The organism is Micromonospora sp. DT41 (assembly GCF_049841715.1).
GTDB lineage: Bacteria > Actinomycetota > Actinomycetes > Mycobacteriales > Micromonosporaceae > Micromonospora > Micromonospora profundi.
Genome location: NZ_JBNCKU010000001.1, coordinates 669657 through 687052, shown reverse-complemented (window position 1 = coordinate 687052; position 17396 = coordinate 669657). Strand labels below are relative to the sequence as shown.

Annotated in this window: 17 protein-coding genes; 11 read left to right on the top strand and 6 right to left on the bottom strand. The window is 70.8% G+C overall.

Annotated elements, in window-relative coordinates; genetic code table 11:
- The first annotated feature begins 58 nt into the window (after nt 1-58).
- From ACLQ23_RS03195 to ACLQ23_RS03185, 3 genes are all read left to right on the top strand, one after another.
- On the top strand, nt 59-712 hold the full coding sequence (locus tag ACLQ23_RS03195) for a TetR/AcrR family transcriptional regulator (protein WP_355588361.1): 654 nt from the start codon (nt 59-61) through the stop codon (nt 710-712).
- A gap of 77 nt (nt 713-789) precedes the next feature.
- Nucleotides 790-1638: an MBL fold metallo-hydrolase gene (locus tag ACLQ23_RS03190; protein WP_425880324.1), complete on the top strand. Its 849-nt coding sequence runs from the start codon at nt 790-792 to the stop codon at nt 1636-1638.
- A 7-nt stretch (nt 1639-1645) separates the two neighbouring features.
- Nucleotides 1646-2266, top strand: a complete 621-nt coding sequence (locus ACLQ23_RS03185) for a CGNR zinc finger domain-containing protein (RefSeq protein ID WP_425880323.1) — start codon at nt 1646-1648, stop codon at nt 2264-2266.
- Nucleotides 2267-2272: 6 nt separating this feature from the next.
- Here the strand turns inward: ACLQ23_RS03185 and ACLQ23_RS03180 are convergent, their stop codons facing one another.
- The gene (locus ACLQ23_RS03180) at nt 2273-3061 is read right to left on the bottom strand and encodes a zf-HC2 domain-containing protein (protein WP_355588532.1); all 789 of its coding nucleotides are present in this window, start codon (nt 3059-3061) and stop codon (nt 2273-2275) included.
- 72 nt (nt 3062-3133) lie between these two features.
- Between ACLQ23_RS03180 and ACLQ23_RS03175 the strand changes: the two genes are divergently transcribed.
- The 7 genes from ACLQ23_RS03175 to ACLQ23_RS03145 all read left to right on the top strand — a co-directional run bounded on the left by ACLQ23_RS03175 (nt 3134) and on the right by ACLQ23_RS03145 (nt 12731).
- On the top strand, nt 3134-4174 hold the full coding sequence (locus ACLQ23_RS03175; RefSeq protein WP_425880322.1) for a TRM11 family SAM-dependent methyltransferase: 1041 nt from the start codon (nt 3134-3136) through the stop codon (nt 4172-4174).
- Nucleotides 4175-4597: 423 nt separating this feature from the next.
- Nucleotides 4598-4687, top strand: coding sequence for a K(+)-transporting ATPase subunit F (kdpF, locus tag ACLQ23_RS03170; protein WP_036390805.1), 90 nt, complete (start codon nt 4598-4600; stop codon nt 4685-4687).
- Complete coding sequence (gene kdpA, locus ACLQ23_RS03165) at nt 4687-6342, top strand: potassium-transporting ATPase subunit KdpA (RefSeq protein WP_425880321.1); 1656 nt, start codon at nt 4687-4689, stop codon at nt 6340-6342. The genes kdpF and kdpA overlap by 1 nt, the downstream gene beginning before the upstream one ends.
- A 20-nt stretch (nt 6343-6362) precedes the next feature.
- Nucleotides 6363-8546, top strand: coding sequence for a potassium-transporting ATPase subunit KdpB (gene kdpB / locus ACLQ23_RS03160; RefSeq protein ID WP_425880320.1), 2184 nt, complete (start codon nt 6363-6365; stop codon nt 8544-8546).
- On the top strand, nt 8546-9427 hold the full coding sequence (locus tag ACLQ23_RS03155; RefSeq protein WP_425880319.1) for a potassium-transporting ATPase subunit C: 882 nt from the start codon (nt 8546-8548) through the stop codon (nt 9425-9427). The genes kdpB and ACLQ23_RS03155 overlap by 1 nt, the downstream gene beginning before the upstream one ends.
- Nucleotides 9428-9504: 77 nt before the next feature.
- On the top strand, nt 9505-12054 hold the full coding sequence (locus tag ACLQ23_RS03150) for a DUF4118 domain-containing protein (protein ID WP_425880318.1): 2550 nt from the start codon (nt 9505-9507) through the stop codon (nt 12052-12054).
- Entirely contained in the window at nt 12051-12731 is a 681-nt protein-coding gene (locus tag ACLQ23_RS03145; RefSeq protein ID WP_053658977.1) for a response regulator, read from the top strand. The genes ACLQ23_RS03150 and ACLQ23_RS03145 overlap by 4 nt, the downstream gene beginning before the upstream one ends.
- Here the strand turns inward: ACLQ23_RS03145 and ACLQ23_RS03140 are convergent.
- Complete coding sequence (locus tag ACLQ23_RS03140; protein ID WP_355630773.1) at nt 12719-13144, bottom strand: SAV_915 family protein; 426 nt, start codon at nt 13142-13144, stop codon at nt 12719-12721. The genes ACLQ23_RS03145 and ACLQ23_RS03140 overlap by 13 nt on opposite strands.
- The gene (locus tag ACLQ23_RS03135; RefSeq protein WP_355588381.1) at nt 13141-13551 is read right to left on the bottom strand and encodes a hypothetical protein; all 411 of its coding nucleotides are present in this window, start codon (nt 13549-13551) and stop codon (nt 13141-13143) included. The genes ACLQ23_RS03140 and ACLQ23_RS03135 overlap by 4 nt, the downstream gene beginning before the upstream one ends.
- A 252-nt stretch (nt 13552-13803) precedes the next feature.
- On the opposite strand from ACLQ23_RS03135, the gene ACLQ23_RS03130 reads away from it, so the two are divergent.
- Complete coding sequence (locus ACLQ23_RS03130) at nt 13804-14559, top strand: dienelactone hydrolase family protein (RefSeq protein ID WP_355588383.1); 756 nt, start codon at nt 13804-13806, stop codon at nt 14557-14559.
- Nucleotides 14560-14615: 56 nt separating this feature from the next.
- On the opposite strand, the gene ACLQ23_RS03125 is transcribed toward ACLQ23_RS03130, so the two are convergent.
- From ACLQ23_RS03125 to ACLQ23_RS03115, 3 genes are all read right to left on the bottom strand, one after another.
- The gene (locus tag ACLQ23_RS03125) at nt 14616-15140 is read right to left on the bottom strand and encodes a DUF421 domain-containing protein (RefSeq protein WP_355588385.1); all 525 of its coding nucleotides are present in this window, start codon (nt 15138-15140) and stop codon (nt 14616-14618) included.
- A gap of 78 nt (nt 15141-15218) precedes the next feature.
- Nucleotides 15219-16376 carry an L-dopachrome tautomerase-related protein gene (locus ACLQ23_RS03120; RefSeq protein ID WP_425880317.1) on the bottom strand — a complete coding sequence of 386 codons (1158 nt, stop codon included), beginning with the start codon at nt 16374-16376 and terminating at the stop codon, nt 15219-15221.
- Nucleotides 16377-16515: 139 nt separating this feature from the next.
- A complete protein-coding gene (locus ACLQ23_RS03115) occupies nt 16516-17388 on the bottom strand; it encodes an SMP-30/gluconolactonase/LRE family protein (protein WP_355630781.1) in 873 nt (290 codons plus the stop codon).
- Nucleotides 17389-17396: the final 8 nt, after the last annotated feature.

Sequence of the window (17396 nt, the reverse complement as noted above, 5' to 3'; positions counted from 1 at the left end):
GGGTCGATCGGGTCGACGTCTCGGCCCGACGTCGTGAGCTGCCGATAGGGTCGGGCAGATGAGTGTCGAGACGGCTCCGCGCCGCCGCCGTCTGGAGCCGGACGCCCGACGCGGGCAGATCCTGGCCTGCGCGGTCCGGCTGTTCGGCGAGCGCCCGTACGCGGACGTGTCGACCACCGACATCGCCCGCGAGGCAGGTGTCGCCAGAGGGCTTGTCAACCACTACTTCGGCGCCAAGAAGGACCTCTACCTGGAGGTCGTCCGGGTCATGGTGACCATCCCCGAGGTCGCCGTGGAACGACTGCCCAAGGGCGACCTGCGCACTCGGATCGACGCCAGCGTCACCTGGTTCCTCGACGTGGTGTCACGGCACAGCACATCCTGGCTGGCCGCCGTCACGGCGCGGGGCATGGGTGGCGACGCCGACGTGGAGCGGGTGCTCGCCGAGGCCGAGGAGGTCGCCGCGGACCGGATGCTCGTCGCCGTCGGGCTTGCCGACGAGGCGGAGCACCACGAGGAGTTACGCGGGATGGTCCGGGCGTACTGCGGCCTGGCGACCTCGACCGCCCGGGAGTGGCTCCAGCGCGGCGCGCTGACCCGCCCTCAGGTGCACCTGCTGCTCACCACCACGCTGCTGACGATCGTGGAGCAGGTCATCCCGCAGGTCATCGCTGGAGGTGTGAGGCAGGAGACTCGGCAAACGCCGGACTGAAATAGGCATACGACTTACGCTTATTTCGTCGGTGGACGTGCGCCGACGGTCGCGACCCGCGTCGCCGAGGAGGAGACATGTCCCCATCCGCCCTGTCCTACGAGGTACTGGTCCTGGATGGCCCGATCCGGGCCGGAGGCCAGCGCATGCCGGACGGCTCGCCCATCCACTTCAATCCGACAGCCACCACCCTGATCTCGGGAGCCGAGGAGGCGCTGCTGGTGGACCCGCCGTTCACCCATGAGCAGATCGCGACGGCGGGCGACTGGATCGAGCGGTCGGGCAAGCGGCTGACGGCCATCTACGCCACCCACGGGCACGGTGACCACTGGTTCGGTGCCCCTGAGCTGGTCAAGCGCTTCCCCGACGCCGTCACCTACGCGACGCCCGGCACCATCGAGGTCATGCACCAGCAGGCCACCGTCGGGCGCCAAGAGGTGTTCGACAAGGTCTTCCCCGGGCTGATCCCGGAGTCGCCCGTCGACGCCATTCCGGTGCCGCCCGGCGGAATCCTGCTCGAAGGAAACGTCGCCCAGCCGGTCGAGACCGGGCACACCGACGGCGACCAGACCACAGTCCTGCACGTGCCGTCGATCGGCCTCGTGGTGGCCGGCGACGTCGTCTACAACGGGGTCCACCAGTACCTGCTGGAAACCGTCAACGGTGGCCTGAGGGAGTGGCTCAAGGCCCTCGACCGCGTCGAGGCCCTCGCGCCCCGGGCAGTGGTCGCCAGCCACAAGAACCGCAGCCTCCCCGATGACCCGTCGAGCATCGACGAGACCCGCAGGTACCTGCTGAACGTGGAGCGGCTGTTGGCTGAGAAGTCCACAGCCATCGAGTTCTTCGACGCGATGATGGAGCTCTATCCGGACTGGGTGAACCCGGGCCCGCTGTGGTACGGGGCGCTCGGCCTGATCGGAAAGTGATGTGACAATGCCGTCGGTGTCCCCTCCGCCGTGGCCCGCCACCGCGAGATACGGCCTCGACCCCGCACCGGGCGGCCTCGGGCTCGTCCAGGACCTACTCAACACGCTCCCGGCCGGAGCCCCACGCCAGCCGGATCTCCTCGACGATCTCGACAGCGCCACGCAGTGGGCGCACGATGTCTGCGCCCGGTGGTCGACGGCCACCGGGCGGCCGGCACCCGACGTGACGCTCGACCCGGCGGACCTGCGGGCGCTGCGAACCTTCCGCGACGAGCTGCGGTACGGGATCGCCGCCAGGCTGCACGCCACACCGGAATCCGGGCCGCCCGAGCCGGTGCCGGCCGCTCGTGCGACAGGTGCCACGCTTCTGCTGGACGGGGACGGCTCGGTCCACCTCGATCCCGCCGGGACAGGGGCCGAGTTGCTTGTCTCCCTCGTCCTGGCGGAGTTGTACGCGGCGCAACTCACCGACGTCGGCAGGCGCATCAAGACCTGCCGCAACCCCCGGTGCCAGGTGGCGTTCTACGACCGCTCCCGCAACAACAGCGGGGTCTGGCACTCCGTCCGGGTCTGCGGCCTTCCGGCGAACCTGCGCGCCCACCGGGCACGCCAGCGACAGGCGGGCTGAGCAGGCTCAGGCGGCCCGTCGGTCGCCGGTCCGTGCCGCCGGTGCCGCGTGCCGGTCGGCGGCCTGCGCGGGGTACGCCCCGGAATTGACCACCCGCAGCGGCCGGTCCACCTCTTCGGGGCGGAACCGCCAGCGTGACGGTGCCTGCTGCCGCTGCGGCGAGGGCCCACCGGGGCGCAGCCCGGGGCGGGACAGCAGCACGGTGATCAGATAGCCGACCACCAGGAAACCGTGGCTGACCAGCCGCTGCCCGTCCACCGAGCCGGTGGCCAGGTCGTTCACCGAGAGCAGCAGCAGCGTGCCGACGAACGCGCTGAGCATCGGCAGCAGCCCGGCCGGCGGGGTGCGGCGTACCGCCACGAAGAGGAAGCCGGCACCCACCGCGACGTTCCAGGCGGCCGACTCGTGCCACAGGTGCTGGCCGGTGGGGTGCAGGTGGTCAGTGGCCGCGCCCCTACCCACCTGGGCCAGGCCGAGCACCAACTGCACCGCGCCGAGCAGGCCGAGCGCCGCGCGCAGCCCGGCGACCAGGGGTCCGCGCCCGGCCAGGCGTCGCCACCACGACTGCCGGGGCGGCGGGGTCGCCGCGGCGGCGGCCAGGATCGCGGCGGCCCGGTCGGGAACGTCGGTGACCAAACGGGTACGAACCCGACGGGTCACCGCAGCCGCCGCCGTGAACCAGGCCCGGCAATCGGCGCACCCGTCGAGGTGCACCTGCGCCGCCGCCCGTTCGTCGGCGGTCTCCTCCCCGTCCAGCTGCGCGGACAGGACCTCCCGCCACTGCTCACACCCCATGTACCGGTAGTCGCTCCGGCGGTCGCTCCGGTTCCCGGCGACCGTCACCCGTTGTGGAATACTCGCCGGACCATGACGCGCTACGGCCTGCTGATCCTGCCCGCCACCAACCGGGTGTACGCCCGCTCCGCCGTCGATCTCACCCGGGCCGAGCTGGAGATCTTCGGCCGCTCGGCGCTCGACGGTCGGATCGGTGAGTTGGACACCGAGGTCGTCGGTGGGGCGTCCTACGTGACGTTCGCCGGCGACGGGCTGACCGAGCGTGACTTCGCCGTCCTGGGCAATCTCTCCGCCGGGTACGCGCTGTTCGAGATCGTCGGCGACCTGCTGCGCCCGGTCGAGTGGACCAGGCTGGACCGCTACGACGACGACCTGCTCACCATCCAGAAGTACCCGGGCAAGACCAACGAGCAGTTCACCAAGCTGCTGCTCAACGTCACACTGCTCGCCTCGGACTGGGCCGGCGAGCTGACCGACCGGCGGTTCCGGGTGCTCGACCCGCTGTGCGGTCGGGGCACCACCCTCAACCAGGCGCTGATGTACGGCTTCGACGCCGCCGGGGTGGAGCGCGACCAGAAGGACGTCGAGGCGTACCGGGCGTTCATCACCACCTGGCTGAAGCAGAAGCGGATCAAGCACCGGGTGCTTGAGTCGGGTCCGGTACGGCGGGAGCGCAAGGTTGTCGGCCGTCGGGTGCGGATCGAGCTGGCACCGACCCGTGAGGAGCACAAGGCCGGTCGCACGCAACTGCTGGACGTGGTGAACGCGGACACCACCAGGTCGGGGGAGTTCTTCCGGCCGGAGACCGTCGACCTGATAGTGGCGGACGCCCCGTACGGCGTGCAGCACGGCAGTCGTACCGCCGATCATGGGTTGACCCGTGATCCGCTGAGGCTACTCGCGGACGCCGCGCCAGTCTGGGCACGGCTGCTGCGGCCCGGCGGCGCGCTCGGCATCTCCTGGAATACCCACGTGGCCAGCCGGGACGACGCGGCGGCGGCACTTGCCGACGCCGGCCTGAGCGTTGTCGACGCGGAGCCCTACCGCGCGCTGCGGCACCGGGTGGATCAGTCGATCATGCGTGACGTGCTTGTGGCCCGCCGCCCGGCCTGACCGGCCCCCGCCTCCGCCTGCACCACGCCGCGCGAGCCACCCAGCCGGGTCGCTCGCGGTCACTTCCGTTGTGTCCTTTGCTCTGCTTCAACCAGCGCAACGGTGACAGCGCCTCCGTGTTGCGTCCGTTGAAGCAGAGCAAAGGGCGAACAACAACCAGCCTCAGCCTGCTCTGTGCCGCATTTCACCTGTTCAGGCACGGGTGTGAAAACCGCGTCAAGAAACGGTTCGCCGCCGTATTTGTCGCGTCACGACCTCTGCCGACCGGCGCGTAGCGGGGCTTTGATTGCCCCGCGCGACCGGAAGGCGGTCGCGCGAACCTAGCCGGTCTGAGGGAGTCAGCGTGTCTGACGTGGTGTTCGTGGTCCTGACGGTGGCGCTGTTCGCAGCGCTCGCCCTGGTGATCCGGGCGGTGGAGAAGCTGTGAACGCGGTAAACGCCGTCGGCCTGGTGCTCGCGATCGTCCTGGGCGCGTTCCTGGTGTTCGCCCTGTTGTTCCCGGAGCGCTTCTGATGACCATGACAACAGCGGGCGTCATCTTCGTGTTGACGCTTGTGGCGGCCATCGTCGCCGTCTACAAGCCGTTCGGCGACTACATGTTCCGGGCGGTCGCCGGCACCAAACAATCCCGGGTTGAGCGGGGGATCTACCGACTGGTCGGGGTCAACCCGGCCTCCGAGCAGACCTGGGGCGTGTACGCCCGCAGCGTGCTGGCGTTCTCCGGCATCTCGCTGCTGTTCCTGTACCTGTTCCAGCGGGTGCAGAACCACCTGTGGCTGTCACTGGGCTTCGACGCGGTGGTGCCGCACGGCGCGTGGAACACGGCCGTGTCGTTCGTGACGAACACCAACTGGCAGTCGTACTCGGGTGAGTCGACAATGGGCCACCTCGTGCAGATGGCCGGCCTGGCGGTGCAGAACTTCGTCTCGGCGGCGGTCGGCATCGCGGTGGCGGTCGCGCTGGTACGCGGGTTCGCCCGCAGCCGCACCGGGCAGCTCGGCAACTTCTGGGTCGACCTGACCCGGATCGTGCTGCGGATCCTGCTGCCGATCGCGGTGCTCGGCGCCATCGCGCTGATGATCGGCGGGGCGGTGCAGAACCTGTCCGGCGGCACCGACGTCACGACGCTCACCGGCGGCTCCCAGACCATCACCGGTGGGCCGGTCGCCAGCCAGGAAGTGATCAAGGAGTTGGGCACCAACGGCGGCGGCTTCTACAACGCCAACAGCGCCCACCCGTTCGAGAACCCCACCTCGTGGACGAACTGGCTTGAGATCTTCCTGATCCTGCTGATCCCGTTCAGCCTGCCCCGGGTGTTCGGCCGGATGGTCGGGCAGAACCGGCAGGGCTACGCGATCGCCGCGGTGATGGGCATTCTCGCGGTCGCGAGCGTCGCCCTCACCAACGTGTTCGAGCTGGCCGGTCAGGGCACCGTTCCGCAGGCCGTCGGCGCGGCGCTGGAGGGCAAGGAGGTCCGGTTCGACGTCTCGAACTCGGCGACCTTCGCCGCCGCCACCACGCTCACCTCGACCGGCGCTGTGAACTCGTTCCACGACTCGTTCACATCGCTCGGCGGCATGATGCCGATGGTCAACATGATGCTCGGCGAGGTAGCGCCGGGCGGCACCGGTTCCGGCCTGTACGGCCTGCTCATCCTCGCGGTGATCACGGTCTTCGTGGCCGGCCTGATGGTGGGTCGCACGCCTGAATACCTGGGCAAGAAGATCGGCTCGCGGGAGATCAAGTTCGCCTCGCTGTACTTCCTGATCACGCCGATCCTGGTGCTCGTCGGCACGGCGGCGGCGTTCGCCACAGGCAACAACTCGACAGCGCTGAACGTCGGCCCGCACGGCCTCTCCGAGGTGCTCTACGCGTTCACCTCGGCCAGCAACAACAACGGCTCCGCCTTCGGCGGCATCACTGTCAACACCACCTGGTGGGACACCGCGCTCGGGTTGTGCATGCTGCTGGGCCGCTTCCTCCCGATCATCGTCGTGCTCGCGCTGGCCGGCTCGCTGGCCCGCCAGGCACCCACCCCCGCGTCCGAGGGCACCCTGCCGACCCACCGTCCGCTGTTCGTCGGGATGGTCGTCGGCGTCACGGTGGTCCTCGTCGCGCTGACCTTCCTGCCGGCGCTCGCGCTCGGCCCGCTGGCAGAAGGGCTCTGACCATCATGAGGAACGAGGACATGTCCGTGACATCCGGGCAGCTCGCCACCGCAGCCGACCAGGGCAAGCGGGTCGGCGGAGGCCTGCTCGACCCTCAGCAGCTCATCCGGTCCCTGCCGGACGCCGTACGCAAGCTGAACCCGGCCACCATGTGGCGCAACCCGGTGATGCTGATCGTCGAGGTCGGCGCGGCCTTCACCACGGTCCTGGCGGTGACCGACCCGTCGGTGTTCGCCTGGGCGATCACCGTCTGGCTCTGGCTGACAGTGCTCTTCGCCAACCTGGCCGAGGCGGTAGCCGAGGGGCGGGGCAAGGCGCAGGCCGCGACCTTGCGGCAGGCCAAGAAGGACACCATCGCCACCCGTCTGGTCGGCTGGAAGCCCGGCGCGCGGGCCAACAGCTACACCGACGAGGCAGTCGCAGCCCCGGAGTTGCGTCAGGGCGACGTCGTACTCGTCGAGGCGGGCGGCATCATCCCCGGCGACGGCGACATCGTGGAGGGCATCGCCAGCGTCGACGAGTCGGCAATCACCGGCGAGTCGGCTCCGGTCATCCGCGAGTCCGGCGGTGACCGCAGCGCTGTCACCGGCGGCACCAGGGTGCTCTCCGACCAGATCATCGTGAAGATCACCCAGAAGCCGGGGGAGAGCTTCATCGACCGGATGATCGCCCTGGTCGAGGGCGCCAACAGGCAGAAGACACCCAACGAGATCGCGCTGAACATCCTGCTCTCCGCGCTCACGATCATCTTCCTGCTGGCAGTTGTCACCCTCCAGCCACTGGCCATCTTCTCCAAGGCGTACCAGGCGGCGGCACCGGACAGCGGGGCGATCACCGACTCCGGCGTCACCGCGATCGTGCTCATCTCGCTGCTCGTCTGCCTCATCCCGACCACCATCGGCGCGCTGCTCTCGGCCATCGGCATCGCCGGCATGGACCGGCTCGTGCAGCGCAACGTCCTGGCCATGAGCGGCCGGGCCGTCGAGGCGGCCGGCGACGTCAACACCCTGCTGCTGGACAAGACCGGCACCATCACGCTCGGCAATCGGCAGGCCGCCGAGTTCGTACCCGTCGAAGGGGTAGCCGTCGAGGCGATGGCCGACGCCGCCCAGCTGTCGAGCCTGGCCGACGAGACCCCCGAGGGGCGCTCGGTGGTAGTGCTGGCCAAGAACGAGTTCGGGCTGCGCGAGCGCGAGGCCGGCGTGATGCCGCACGCCACCTTCGTCCCCTTCACCGCGCAGACCCGGATGAGCGGCGTCGACCTGACCCCGGACGGCAGCGTGGACGGGGGAGCGGTGGGCACTGCCCGCCGGGTCCGCAAGGGCGCCGCCGCCGCGATGATGAAGTGGGTACGGGAGAACGGCGGCCACCCGACCGAGCAGGTCGGCGAGATCGTGGACGCGATCAGCAGCACCGGCGGCACCCCGCTCGTGGTCGCCGAGCACGTCGACGGTGAGCCCGCCCGCGCGCTGGGCGTCATCCACCTCAAGGACGTCGTGAAAGCCGGCATGCGGGAGCGGTTCGACGAGATGCGCCGCATGGGCATCCGCACGGTGATGATCACCGGTGACAACCCGCGTACCGCGAAGGCAATCGCCGACGAGGCCGGGGTGGACGACTTCCTGGCCGAGGCGACACCGGAGGACAAACTCGCGCTGATCAAGCGGGAGCAGGAGGGTGGCCGGCTGGTCGCCATGACAGGTGACGGCACCAACGACGCACCGGCGCTCGCCCAGGCCGACGTCGGGGTGGCGATGAACACCGGTACGTCGGCCGCCAAGGAGGCCGGCAACATGGTCGACCTCGACTCCGACCCGACAAAGCTCATCGAGATCGTGGAGATCGGCAAGCAGTTGCTGATCACGCGCGGTGCGCTGACGACGTTCAGCATCTCCAACGACATCGCGAAGTACTTCGCGATCATCCCGGCCATGTTCGCCGGCCTCTACCCGAGCCTGGACGCGCTGAACATCATGCGGCTGGCCAGCCCGGAGTCGGCGATCCTGTCCGCTGTCATCTTCAACGCCCTGGTGATCATCGCGCTGATCCCGCTCGCCCTGCGCGGCGTGCGGTACCGGCCGGCCGCCGCGTCGAAGCTGCTCAGCCGCAACCTGCTGGTGTACGGCCTGGGCGGCATCGTCGTGCCGTTCATCGGGATCAAGCTCATCGACCTGCTCATCCAGTTCATCCCGGGGATTTCGTGATGCGCCTACCCACCTGGATCGCCCAACACCTCGCCGCCCTGCGCGCCGTGCTCGTGTTCACGGTGCTGCTCGGGCTGGTCTACCCGCTGGCCCTGGTAGCGGTCGGTCAGCTGCCCGGCCTCAACCACAAGGCCGACGGCTCGCTGATCACCTCGGGCGGGACGACGATCGGCAGCTCGCTTATCGGCCAGTCCTTCACCGACGCCGACGGCAGCCCCATCGGCCGCTACTTCCAGTCCCGTCCGTCGGCCGCCGGAGACGGCTACGACCCGACCTCCACAGCGGCCAGCAACCTCGGCCCGGAGAGCGTTGTCGACACCCTGGCCACCGACCCGGAGGAGTCCAGCGAAAGCCTGCTCACCCAGGTCTGCGGGCGCAGCAGGTCGGTCGGCGAGCTGAATGGCGTCGACGGCAGCCGCCCCTTCTGCACCGACGACGGGGTCGGCGCGGTGCTCGCTGTCTTCCGCGCCGACGGTCTGACCGGCCCGGTCACCCGGGTGGTCAGCGTGAACCAGGCTGCCCCGGCCACGCCGTTCGTGTCCTCGTACCAGGGGGTGCCTGTGGAACTGGCCCAGCCCGGCGAGGACTACGTGGCCGCCGGCGGGCTGATCACCCCGATCCGCGGCGACGCCCCCGCCGAGCCGGCAGTGCCCGCCGATGCGGTCACCGCCAGCGGCAGCGGCCTCGACCCCCAGATCAGCCCGGCGTACGCCGAATTGCAGGTAAACCGGGTGGCGCGGGAACGCGGCGCGGACCCGGCGGCGGTCCGCAAGCTGGTGGACGAGCACACCACCGGACGAGGGCTCGGCTTCATGGGCGAGCCGGGGGTCAACGTGCTGGAACTCAACATCGCGCTCGACAAGCAGTACCCCGCTCGCTGAACGCGTAAGGAAGGGCCCCTTCTTAACGCCTCGCGTTAAGAAGGGGCCCTTCCTTCTGATCGGAGAGGATGGTTCCCGTGCCACGCGGAGAACTGCGCATCTACCTCGGAGCCGCCCCGGGCGTCGGAAAGACGTACGCCATGTTGGAGGAGGCCCAGCGGCGAGCCGCGCGCGGCACCGACGTGGTGATCGGCTTCGTGGAGACCCACGGCCGGCAGCAGACCGCCGCCATGGTCGGTGACCTGGAGCAGGTGCCCCGCCGCACGATGACCTACCGGGGCGCCGAGTTCACCGAGATGGACTTGGACGCGGTGCTGGCCCGCCGGCCGGAGATCGCTGTGGTCGACGAGCTGGCACACACGAACGTGCCCGGCTCGCGGCACGACAAGCGCTGGCAGGACGTCCAGGAACTGCTCGACGCGGGGATCGACGTGCTGTCCACGGTCAACGTGCAGCACCTGGAGTCGGTGAACGACGTCGTCGCGCAGATCACCGGCACGACCCAGCGGGAGACAGTGCCGGACGAGATCGTCCGAGCCGCCGAGCAGGTCGAGCTTGTCGACATGACACCCGAGGCGCTGCGCCGCCGGATGGCGCACGGCAACATCTACCGCCCTGACAAGATCGACGCCGCGCTCGGCAACTACTTCCGGGTCGGCAACCTCACCGCGCTGCGCGAACTGGCGCTGCTCTGGCTGGCCGACAAGGTCGACGAGCAGCTCGAGGTGTACCGCAGCCAGCAGGGCATCGCCGCGACCTGGGAGGCCCGGGAACGCGTCGTGGTGGCGCTGACCGGAGGCCCGGAGGGCGAGACGCTGATCCGCCGTGCCGCCCGCGTCGCTGCCCGCAGCAAGGGCGCCGACCTGCTCGCCGTGCACGTCGCCCGCAGCGACGGCCTGGCCGGCGCGGACCCGGCCCAACTCGCCCGCCAGCGGGTGCTCGTGGAGAGCCTCGGCGGCACCTACCACCAGGTGCTCGGCACCGACGTGCCGGCCGCGCTGCTGGACTTCGCCCAGGGCGTGAACGCCACCCAACTGGTTCTCGGCGCCAGCCGGCGGGGACGCCTCGCGCAGATCTTCGCCCGGGGCGTCGGGGTGACCACCACCGCGCTCTCCGGCTCGATCGACGTGCACCTTGTCACCCACAAACAGGCAGGCAAGGGCCGTCGGGCGGCAGCGGTGCCGGCCGCGCTGTCGCGACGCCGGAGGCTGCTCGGCTTCGTCCTGGCCGCGCTGGGGATGCCGCTGCTCACCCTGCTGTTGAGGACGCTGCCCGACCTGACGCTCACAAACGACATCCTGCTGTTCCTCGCCGGGGTCGTCGGGGTCGCGCTTGTCGGTGGAGTGTGGCCGGCGCTTGTCGCCGCGCTGGGCGGCTCGCTGCTGCTCAACTGGTTCTTCACCCCGCCCTACCGCACGTTGACGATCGCCGAGGCGGACAACCTGCTCGCCCTGGCCGTCTTCGTCGGCGTGGCATTGGCGGTGAGCTGGGTCGTCGACGTGGCCGCCCGGCGTACCCGGGAGGCCGCCCGCGCCGCCGCCGACGCGCAGACCCTCGCCGCCGTGGCCGGTGGCGTCCTGCGCGGCGAACGCCCGCTGCCCGCCCTGCTGGACCAGCTCCGGGAAACCTTCGGGCTGCGCGCGGTGAGCGTGCTGGAGTTGGCCGAGGAGGCCAGCGGCCGTCCGGACAGGTCCCGCGAGGAGCACGCCTGGTGTGTCGTGGCCAGCGTCGGCGACCAGCCGGCCGGCACACCCGACGGCGGTGAGACGGCGGTACCGGTCGACGACCGGATCACAGTCGTGCTCAGCGGACGCCGACTGGAGGCCGCCGACCGGCGGATCGTCGAGGCGTTCGCCGCCCAGGCAGCCGTCGCGCTGCGCCAGGAACGGCTCGCCGAGGAGGCAGCCACCGCCAAACCCCTCGCCGCTGCCGACCGCATGCGCACCGCGCTGCTCGCCGCGGTCAGCCACGACCTGCGTACGCCGCTGGCGTCGGCGAAGGCGGCAGTCACCAGTCTGCGCAGCCACGACATCGAGTTCGACGAGTCCGACCGAGAGGAGTTGCTGGAGACCGCAGAGGAGTCGCTGGACCGCCTCGCCCGGCTGGTCGCCAACCTCCTGGACATGAGTCGACTCCAGGCCGGCGTCCTCGGCATCACCGCGACCGCGATCGGCCTGGAGGACGCCGTACCCCTGGCGTTGGACGAACTTGGCCCGGCGGCCGCGACAGTCGCCACGGACATCCCGGCCGACCTGCCGGCGGCCACCGCCGACCCGGGCCTGCTGGAACGGGTGCTCGTCAACATCGTCGCCAACGCGCTGCGCTACAGCCCGCCCGACAAACCACCCACGATCACCGCGAGCGCGCACGCCGGGCAGGTGGAGCTGCGCGTGATCGATCGGGGACCGGGCATCCCGGAGGACCAGTGGGAGAACGTCTTCCTGCCGTTCCAACGCCTCGGCGACAGGGACAACCAGACCGGTGTCGGTCTCGGTCTCGCCCTGTCCCGGGGGCTTGTCGAGGCGATGGGTGGCAGCATCATCCCGGAGACCACCCCCGGTGGTGGGCTCACCCTGGTGCTGCGGCTGCCCGCCGCGCAGTCCAGCTCGGAGGGGCCGCAGGAATGACGCGCATCCTGGTCGTCGACGACGAACCGCAGATCCTGCGTGCCCTGCGGATCAACCTGCGCGCCCGCCGGTACGACGTGGACGTCGCCGGCACCGGCGCGGCCGCGTTGAAGGCCGCCGCCACCCATCCGCCGGACCTTGTGGTGCTGGACCTCGGCCTGCCCGACATCGACGGGGTGGAGGTGATCCGAGGGCTGCGCGGATGGACGGCCGTGCCGATCATCGTGCTCTCCGGCCGGGCCGGCAGCGAGGACAAGGTGGCGGCGCTCGACGCCGGTGCCGACGACTACGTCACCAAGCCGTTCGGGGTGGAGGAACTGCTGGCCCGCATCCGCGCGGTCACCCGACGGCTGGGTACGTCAAGCGAGGCGGTGCCGGCACTGCGGATCGGCCAGCACACGGTCGACCTGGCCGACCGCAGCGTACGACGGGACGACGGCACCGAGGTCAAGCTGACACCCACCCAGTGGAGCGTGCTGGAGAAGCTGGTGCGGCACCCCGGCAAGCTTGTCAGCCAGCGGCAGCTCCTCCAGGAGGTGTGGGGGCCGGAGTACCAGAACGAGACCAACTACCTGCGGCAGTACCTGGCCCAGTTGCGGCGCAAGCTGGAGGACGACCCGGCCCGCCCCCGGCACCTCATCACGGAGCCGGGAATGGGCTATCGCTACCGCCCCTGACCCGGCCCGCCTCCGGTGCCCGCCAGGGCCGGCATCCGGACCGGCGCTGTCGGTGCCGCCAGGTCGCCGACACTCTCGGCGAGCGGTGGCGCCACCAGCAGCGGGTCGACCTGAATCCGGTCGATGCCGAGCGGGCGCAGCATTGCCCGCAACGCCGACTCGCAGAGTTCCTCCCACGGCTGGTCCGCGCCCATTGCGGCCACCAGCAGGTCGACCCGGGTGAAGGCGATCCCCACCCGCTGCCCCTGCGGTGAACGGCCGGTCCGCACCGTCCGTACCTGCCGTCCCGGCAGATTGCGCACCGGAACGGCGTACCTTGTCGCTGCCTCGTCCATCGTCGGTTGGTCCTCTCTGTCGATCCCACGCCGGTAGACGCCCGCCGATTTCCGGCGGGCCACGGTGGGGAGGCTCATGCGGCGGGCACCGCCCAGGCCGGGCTGTCCTTCGCCGTACGCGGGTCCGCCGGATCGGTCAGGTCGAGCGCGCGGAGGATGTAGTGCGCCACCGCGACCTCCACCCCGGCACGGCGACGCAGGTCGGCCACGGCGCGGTGCAGCACTGTCATGCTGTCGGCGGAGAGCCGCACCACGGCGTCGACGTCGGCGGCGATCCACCACGCGGCGACGGCGCAGGGCTCGTGCCGCAGGTACTCCACAAGGTGACTGCCGGGCGCGGACGGGCCGAGCCGGACGCTCACAAGCGCCTCGTGCCGGCGATCCGGCTCGCCCGCACCCGTGGAGGGCTCGGCCGGGCCGTTGTCCGGGTCAGTGACCGGCAGCGGGTGCCCCCGTTTCCAGCGCGTCATCCGCCAAGGACTCATGAACCCATCGTCACCACCGGGCGGTGAAGACGGGCCCGTCGATACGCGGTTTCGACGGGTCATCGTCAGTTCTTGACGCGCTGTTCACGCGCCCGACCGTGTGCAGGAAACTGAGCCGCCTGGAGACGGTCCGGAGCCGCGTGGCGGCAAAGCTGGAGGGACCGGCGCCACTGGCTGGCGGACCGGTGTCGGGCACGCCGTCCAGGCGAGTACCGTTTCGGACGGACCAAGATCGGATTACGAGGAGGCCCGGTGCAGACGACGACGGTGGACATCCCGACAAGCGACGGAGTGGCGGACGCCTCTCTGACCCGGCCGGACGGGGACGGCCCGTTCCCGGCGGTGCTGCTCTTCATGGACGCCTTCGGCCCGCGCCCGCGCCTCGTGGAGATGGCGGAACGGATCGCCGCCCGCGGCTACCTGGTGCTGACGCCCAACCTGCTCTACCGGGCTGGCCGGGCACCACTTGTCGACCTGTCCCGAATCGGCGACGCCGACCAGCGCAGCGCGATCTTCGAGAAGGTCGTCCCGCTGATCCGCGCGCTGACCGCCGACGTGATCAGCCGGGACACCGCCGCGTACCTCGATTTCCTTGCGGCTCGCGACGACGTCCGCCCCGGCCCCGTCGCGATCACCGGCTACTGCATGGGCGGTACGAACGCGCTGCTGGCCATCGAGGCGCATCCGGACCGGATCGTCGCGACGGCGAGCTTCCACGCAGGGCGGATCGTCCTCGACGAGCCGGACAGCCCTCACCTGGGCGTCGGCTCGATCACCGGCGAGGTGTACTTCGGGCACGCGGACAACGACCAGTCGATGACGCCCGAGCAGATCGCCACTCTGGAGGAGGCGCTCGACGCCGCGGGTGTGCGCTACCGCTCGGAGTTGTACGAGGGCGCCCACCACGGATACACCATGTCCGACACACCGGCGTACGACGAGCAGGCCACCGAACGGCACTGGGTCGCCCTGTTCGACCTGCTGGACCGCAACCTGCCGACCAGCTGAGGCCGGCGGCGGGCTGCGCGCCTCAGCCGCGCCATCGGGCATACGGCGCCCGGCCGTCAGCCGAAGCCGCCCGCGTTGCGCCTGTTGCGGGGCCGACCGGGCGTACGGGTGGTGACGCTGAACCGACCGTCGGGCTCCATCCGCACCTCGCGGACGTCCGCCAGGTCGGAGACGCCCTGCTGGCGTAACAGGGTGTGCAGCTCCTCGTTGGTGATCAGTTCGCGGCGCATGTTCTCCCGCATGACCTCCCCGTCGCGGACAAGCACCAGCGAGCTGGGCCGGATCAGCCGTGCGGCGGCCTGCCAGCGGTACGCGACGGCGTTCAACAGGTACGACCAACCGATGATCACCCCGACCAGCAGCAACCCGTCGGTGATCGAGTTGTAGCCGCCGGACATGCCGTTCTGCGCGGCGTCGGCGAGCAGCACGATCACAAGCAGGTCGGTGACGCCTGTGGTGCCGCTCTCCCGCTTGAGGATGACCCGCAGGAGCGTGAACAGGGCGAGGTACATGACGCTGCCCCGTACCAGGATCTCCAACACCGGGGTGTCCGGGATGAACACCTTGCCCCAGTCGGCCATCCGACGGGCTACCCGCCGGCCGCCCAGCCATGCCTCCCGGCCGTGCCCGCACCGACCGGCGGCGCGAGGCGAGCCCCGTCAGCGGCGCAGCACCACCGGGCCGGCGTCGATCCGGGTGCGGAACAGCGCGTACGGGCGGCGTCGCAGGTCCTGCCCACGCTGGTACTGCGCCTGGCGGTGCAACTGGTTGGCGGTGACGTACAGGTAGCCGTCGACTGCCACCGACATGGTGTCCGGCCAGAGCAGCCGCGGGTCGTGGACCAGGGTCTCGTACTCGCCGTCGGGCAGTCGGCGCAGCACCGCGTTGTGCTCGTACGAGGTGAGGTAGAGACGACCCGCGTCGTCAGATTCCAGCCCGTCCGACGCGGTGCCCTTGTCGCCCTCGTCGACAACCGTGGCCGCGACCGCCTCCTGGGTGACCGACGGGTCGGCAAGTGCCTCGGTGGACACGCTGTACCAGCGGCGGGATGCCAGCGGGCAGTAGTACAACCGGGTGCCGTCGGCCGAAATGGCGATGCCGTCGGAGCCCATCGTCACGGGCTTCGGCGGCCCCTCCGCCGGCCGTTCGAGGAACGGTCGGCCCTCGACCACCGGACGGAACGTCGTCAGCGGCTCCGCCTTGGTGGACGGGTGGTCGTGCAGCCGCCGCCAGGACGCCCCAATGGCCAGGTCCACCACGATGATCCCGTTCGGCCCGTCGGACGCCGAGTCGGTGATGTAGGCGACCCCCGACTCCCCGCGCCGCAGGTCGAAGCGGACGTCGTTGAGGTACGTCGTCGGCAGCGCCACGTCCGGCGGGAAGGTGATCACCTGGGCGACCGTGTCGGTGTCCAGGTCGACTCGGACGAGCTTCGGCCCTCCGGGCTTCGTGGGCTGGAACATCGGGCTGCCGGTGTCGAGGACCCAGAGCCGGTCGGCCGGGTCCACCACGATGCTCTGCACCGAGACGAACGCGCCCGCGTCGTCGTCGCCGGACGGGTCGTTCCACGGCTGGTCGGGGTAGGGCACCTCACTGCCGTCGCGCAGCTCGACGACTGTGGCCGGCACCTCGTCGCCCCACTTGGGGAAGTTGACGAAGATCCTGCCCTGGTGCGAGACGCTCACACCGGTCGGCATCGGGCCGGTGAAGGTGTGCACCAGCTCCAGCTCGCCGAGCGGCTCGTCGCCCACCGGCCCGTTCACGACGTTCGCCCCGCTGCCCGCATCGTCCAGCCCCCTGCCGGTCCGGCTTCGCACCGGCGCGAACCCGCATGGTGCTGTTCCCGCCGTGGCGTCCGGTATGCGTGGCCGTGGCCGCCTCATTCGACCCTCAACCGGCGCCGGCAACAGGAAGGGCCGCTTCCCTGCTGCTCGGCACCGGAGCGGCGGGGCCGGATCAGCAGGTGGCGGTCGCGGTGGGCAGGCCGGGGACCTCGACGTCGACCGCGAGCAGCGCACCGTCCGTGGCGCCTGGCTCGGTGAGCCCGAGCCGGGCGGTCCCGATGAAGAGCCGGCGCAGGTCGGGGCCGCCCAGGCAGATGCCGGCCGGCTGGCGGGCGGGGAGCTGGATGTGGCGGTCCAGCGTCCCGTCGGGTCGGTAACGGCGTACCGCCGAGCCTCCCCACAGCGCGACCCAGAGGTGGCCTGCCGCGTCGACTGTCATCCCGTCCGGGGAACCGTCGGAGTCGGCGAGTCGCAGGAACGGCTCCCGCCCGTGCAGGGCGCCGGTGGCCCTGTCGACTGTGAACCGGTCGACCTCGCCGCGCGGCGAGTCGGCCAGGTACATGGTGGTGCCGGCCGCGTCGAAGGCCGGGCCGTTCGGGATGCTCAGCCCGGTCACAGCGGGTTCCGGCGCCGAGCCGGGGGCGAGCAGGTAGAGGGTGCCCTGGCCGGGCAGTCCCGCGTACGTCATGCTGCCAGCCCAGAAACGGCCGTGCGGGTCGGCGACCGCGTCGTTCATCCGGGTCGGCTCGGGCGCGTCGGCGACCAGGTCGGCGACGGGTAGGGGGTCGCCGGTGGCGGGCAGCACCGTGACGCCGGTGCCGGCGGCGGCCAGCCAGTCGCCGGGTCGGCCGGTCAGCGGGGCTACCGCGCCGAGCGGAACGTCCAGGCGGCGCAGCTCCCGCAGCCGGCCGGGGCGGTCGCCGTCGGTCTCCAGCAGTCGACCGGCGAGCAGGTCGACAAGCACCAGCCGGTCATCGACCCAGCGCAGCCCTTCGCCCAGCTCCAAACGGTCGGGGGCCCAGACGGTCGGTTCGGTCAGCTCCATCGTGCTCC

Coding starts and splice junctions, on each gene's coding strand:
- ACLQ23_RS03195 (WP_355588361.1), top strand. CDS start 59: ATGAGTGTCGAGACGGCTCCGCGCCGCCGCCGTCTGGAGCCGGACGCC.
- ACLQ23_RS03190 (WP_425880324.1), top strand. CDS start 790: ATGTCCCCATCCGCCCTGTCCTACGAGGTACTGGTCCTGGATGGCCCG.
- ACLQ23_RS03185 (WP_425880323.1), top strand. CDS start 1,646: ATGCCGTCGGTGTCCCCTCCGCCGTGGCCCGCCACCGCGAGATACGGC.
- ACLQ23_RS03180 (WP_355588532.1), bottom strand. CDS start 3,061: ATGGGGTGTGAGCAGTGGCGGGAGGTCCTGTCCGCGCAGCTGGACGGG.
- ACLQ23_RS03175 (WP_425880322.1), top strand. CDS start 3,134: ATGACGCGCTACGGCCTGCTGATCCTGCCCGCCACCAACCGGGTGTAC.
- kdpA (WP_425880321.1), top strand. CDS start 4,687: ATGACCATGACAACAGCGGGCGTCATCTTCGTGTTGACGCTTGTGGCG.
- kdpB (WP_425880320.1), top strand. CDS start 6,363: ATGTCCGTGACATCCGGGCAGCTCGCCACCGCAGCCGACCAGGGCAAG.
- ACLQ23_RS03155 (WP_425880319.1), top strand. CDS start 8,546: ATGCGCCTACCCACCTGGATCGCCCAACACCTCGCCGCCCTGCGCGCC.
- ACLQ23_RS03145 (WP_053658977.1), top strand. CDS start 12,051: ATGACGCGCATCCTGGTCGTCGACGACGAACCGCAGATCCTGCGTGCC.
- ACLQ23_RS03140 (WP_355630773.1), bottom strand. CDS start 13,144: ATGAGCCTCCCCACCGTGGCCCGCCGGAAATCGGCGGGCGTCTACCGG.
- ACLQ23_RS03135 (WP_355588381.1), bottom strand. CDS start 13,551: ATGAGTCCTTGGCGGATGACGCGCTGGAAACGGGGGCACCCGCTGCCG.
- ACLQ23_RS03125 (WP_355588385.1), bottom strand. CDS start 15,140: ATGGCCGACTGGGGCAAGGTGTTCATCCCGGACACCCCGGTGTTGGAG.
- ACLQ23_RS03115 (WP_355630781.1), bottom strand. CDS start 17,388: ATGGAGCTGACCGAACCGACCGTCTGGGCCCCCGACCGTTTGGAGCTG.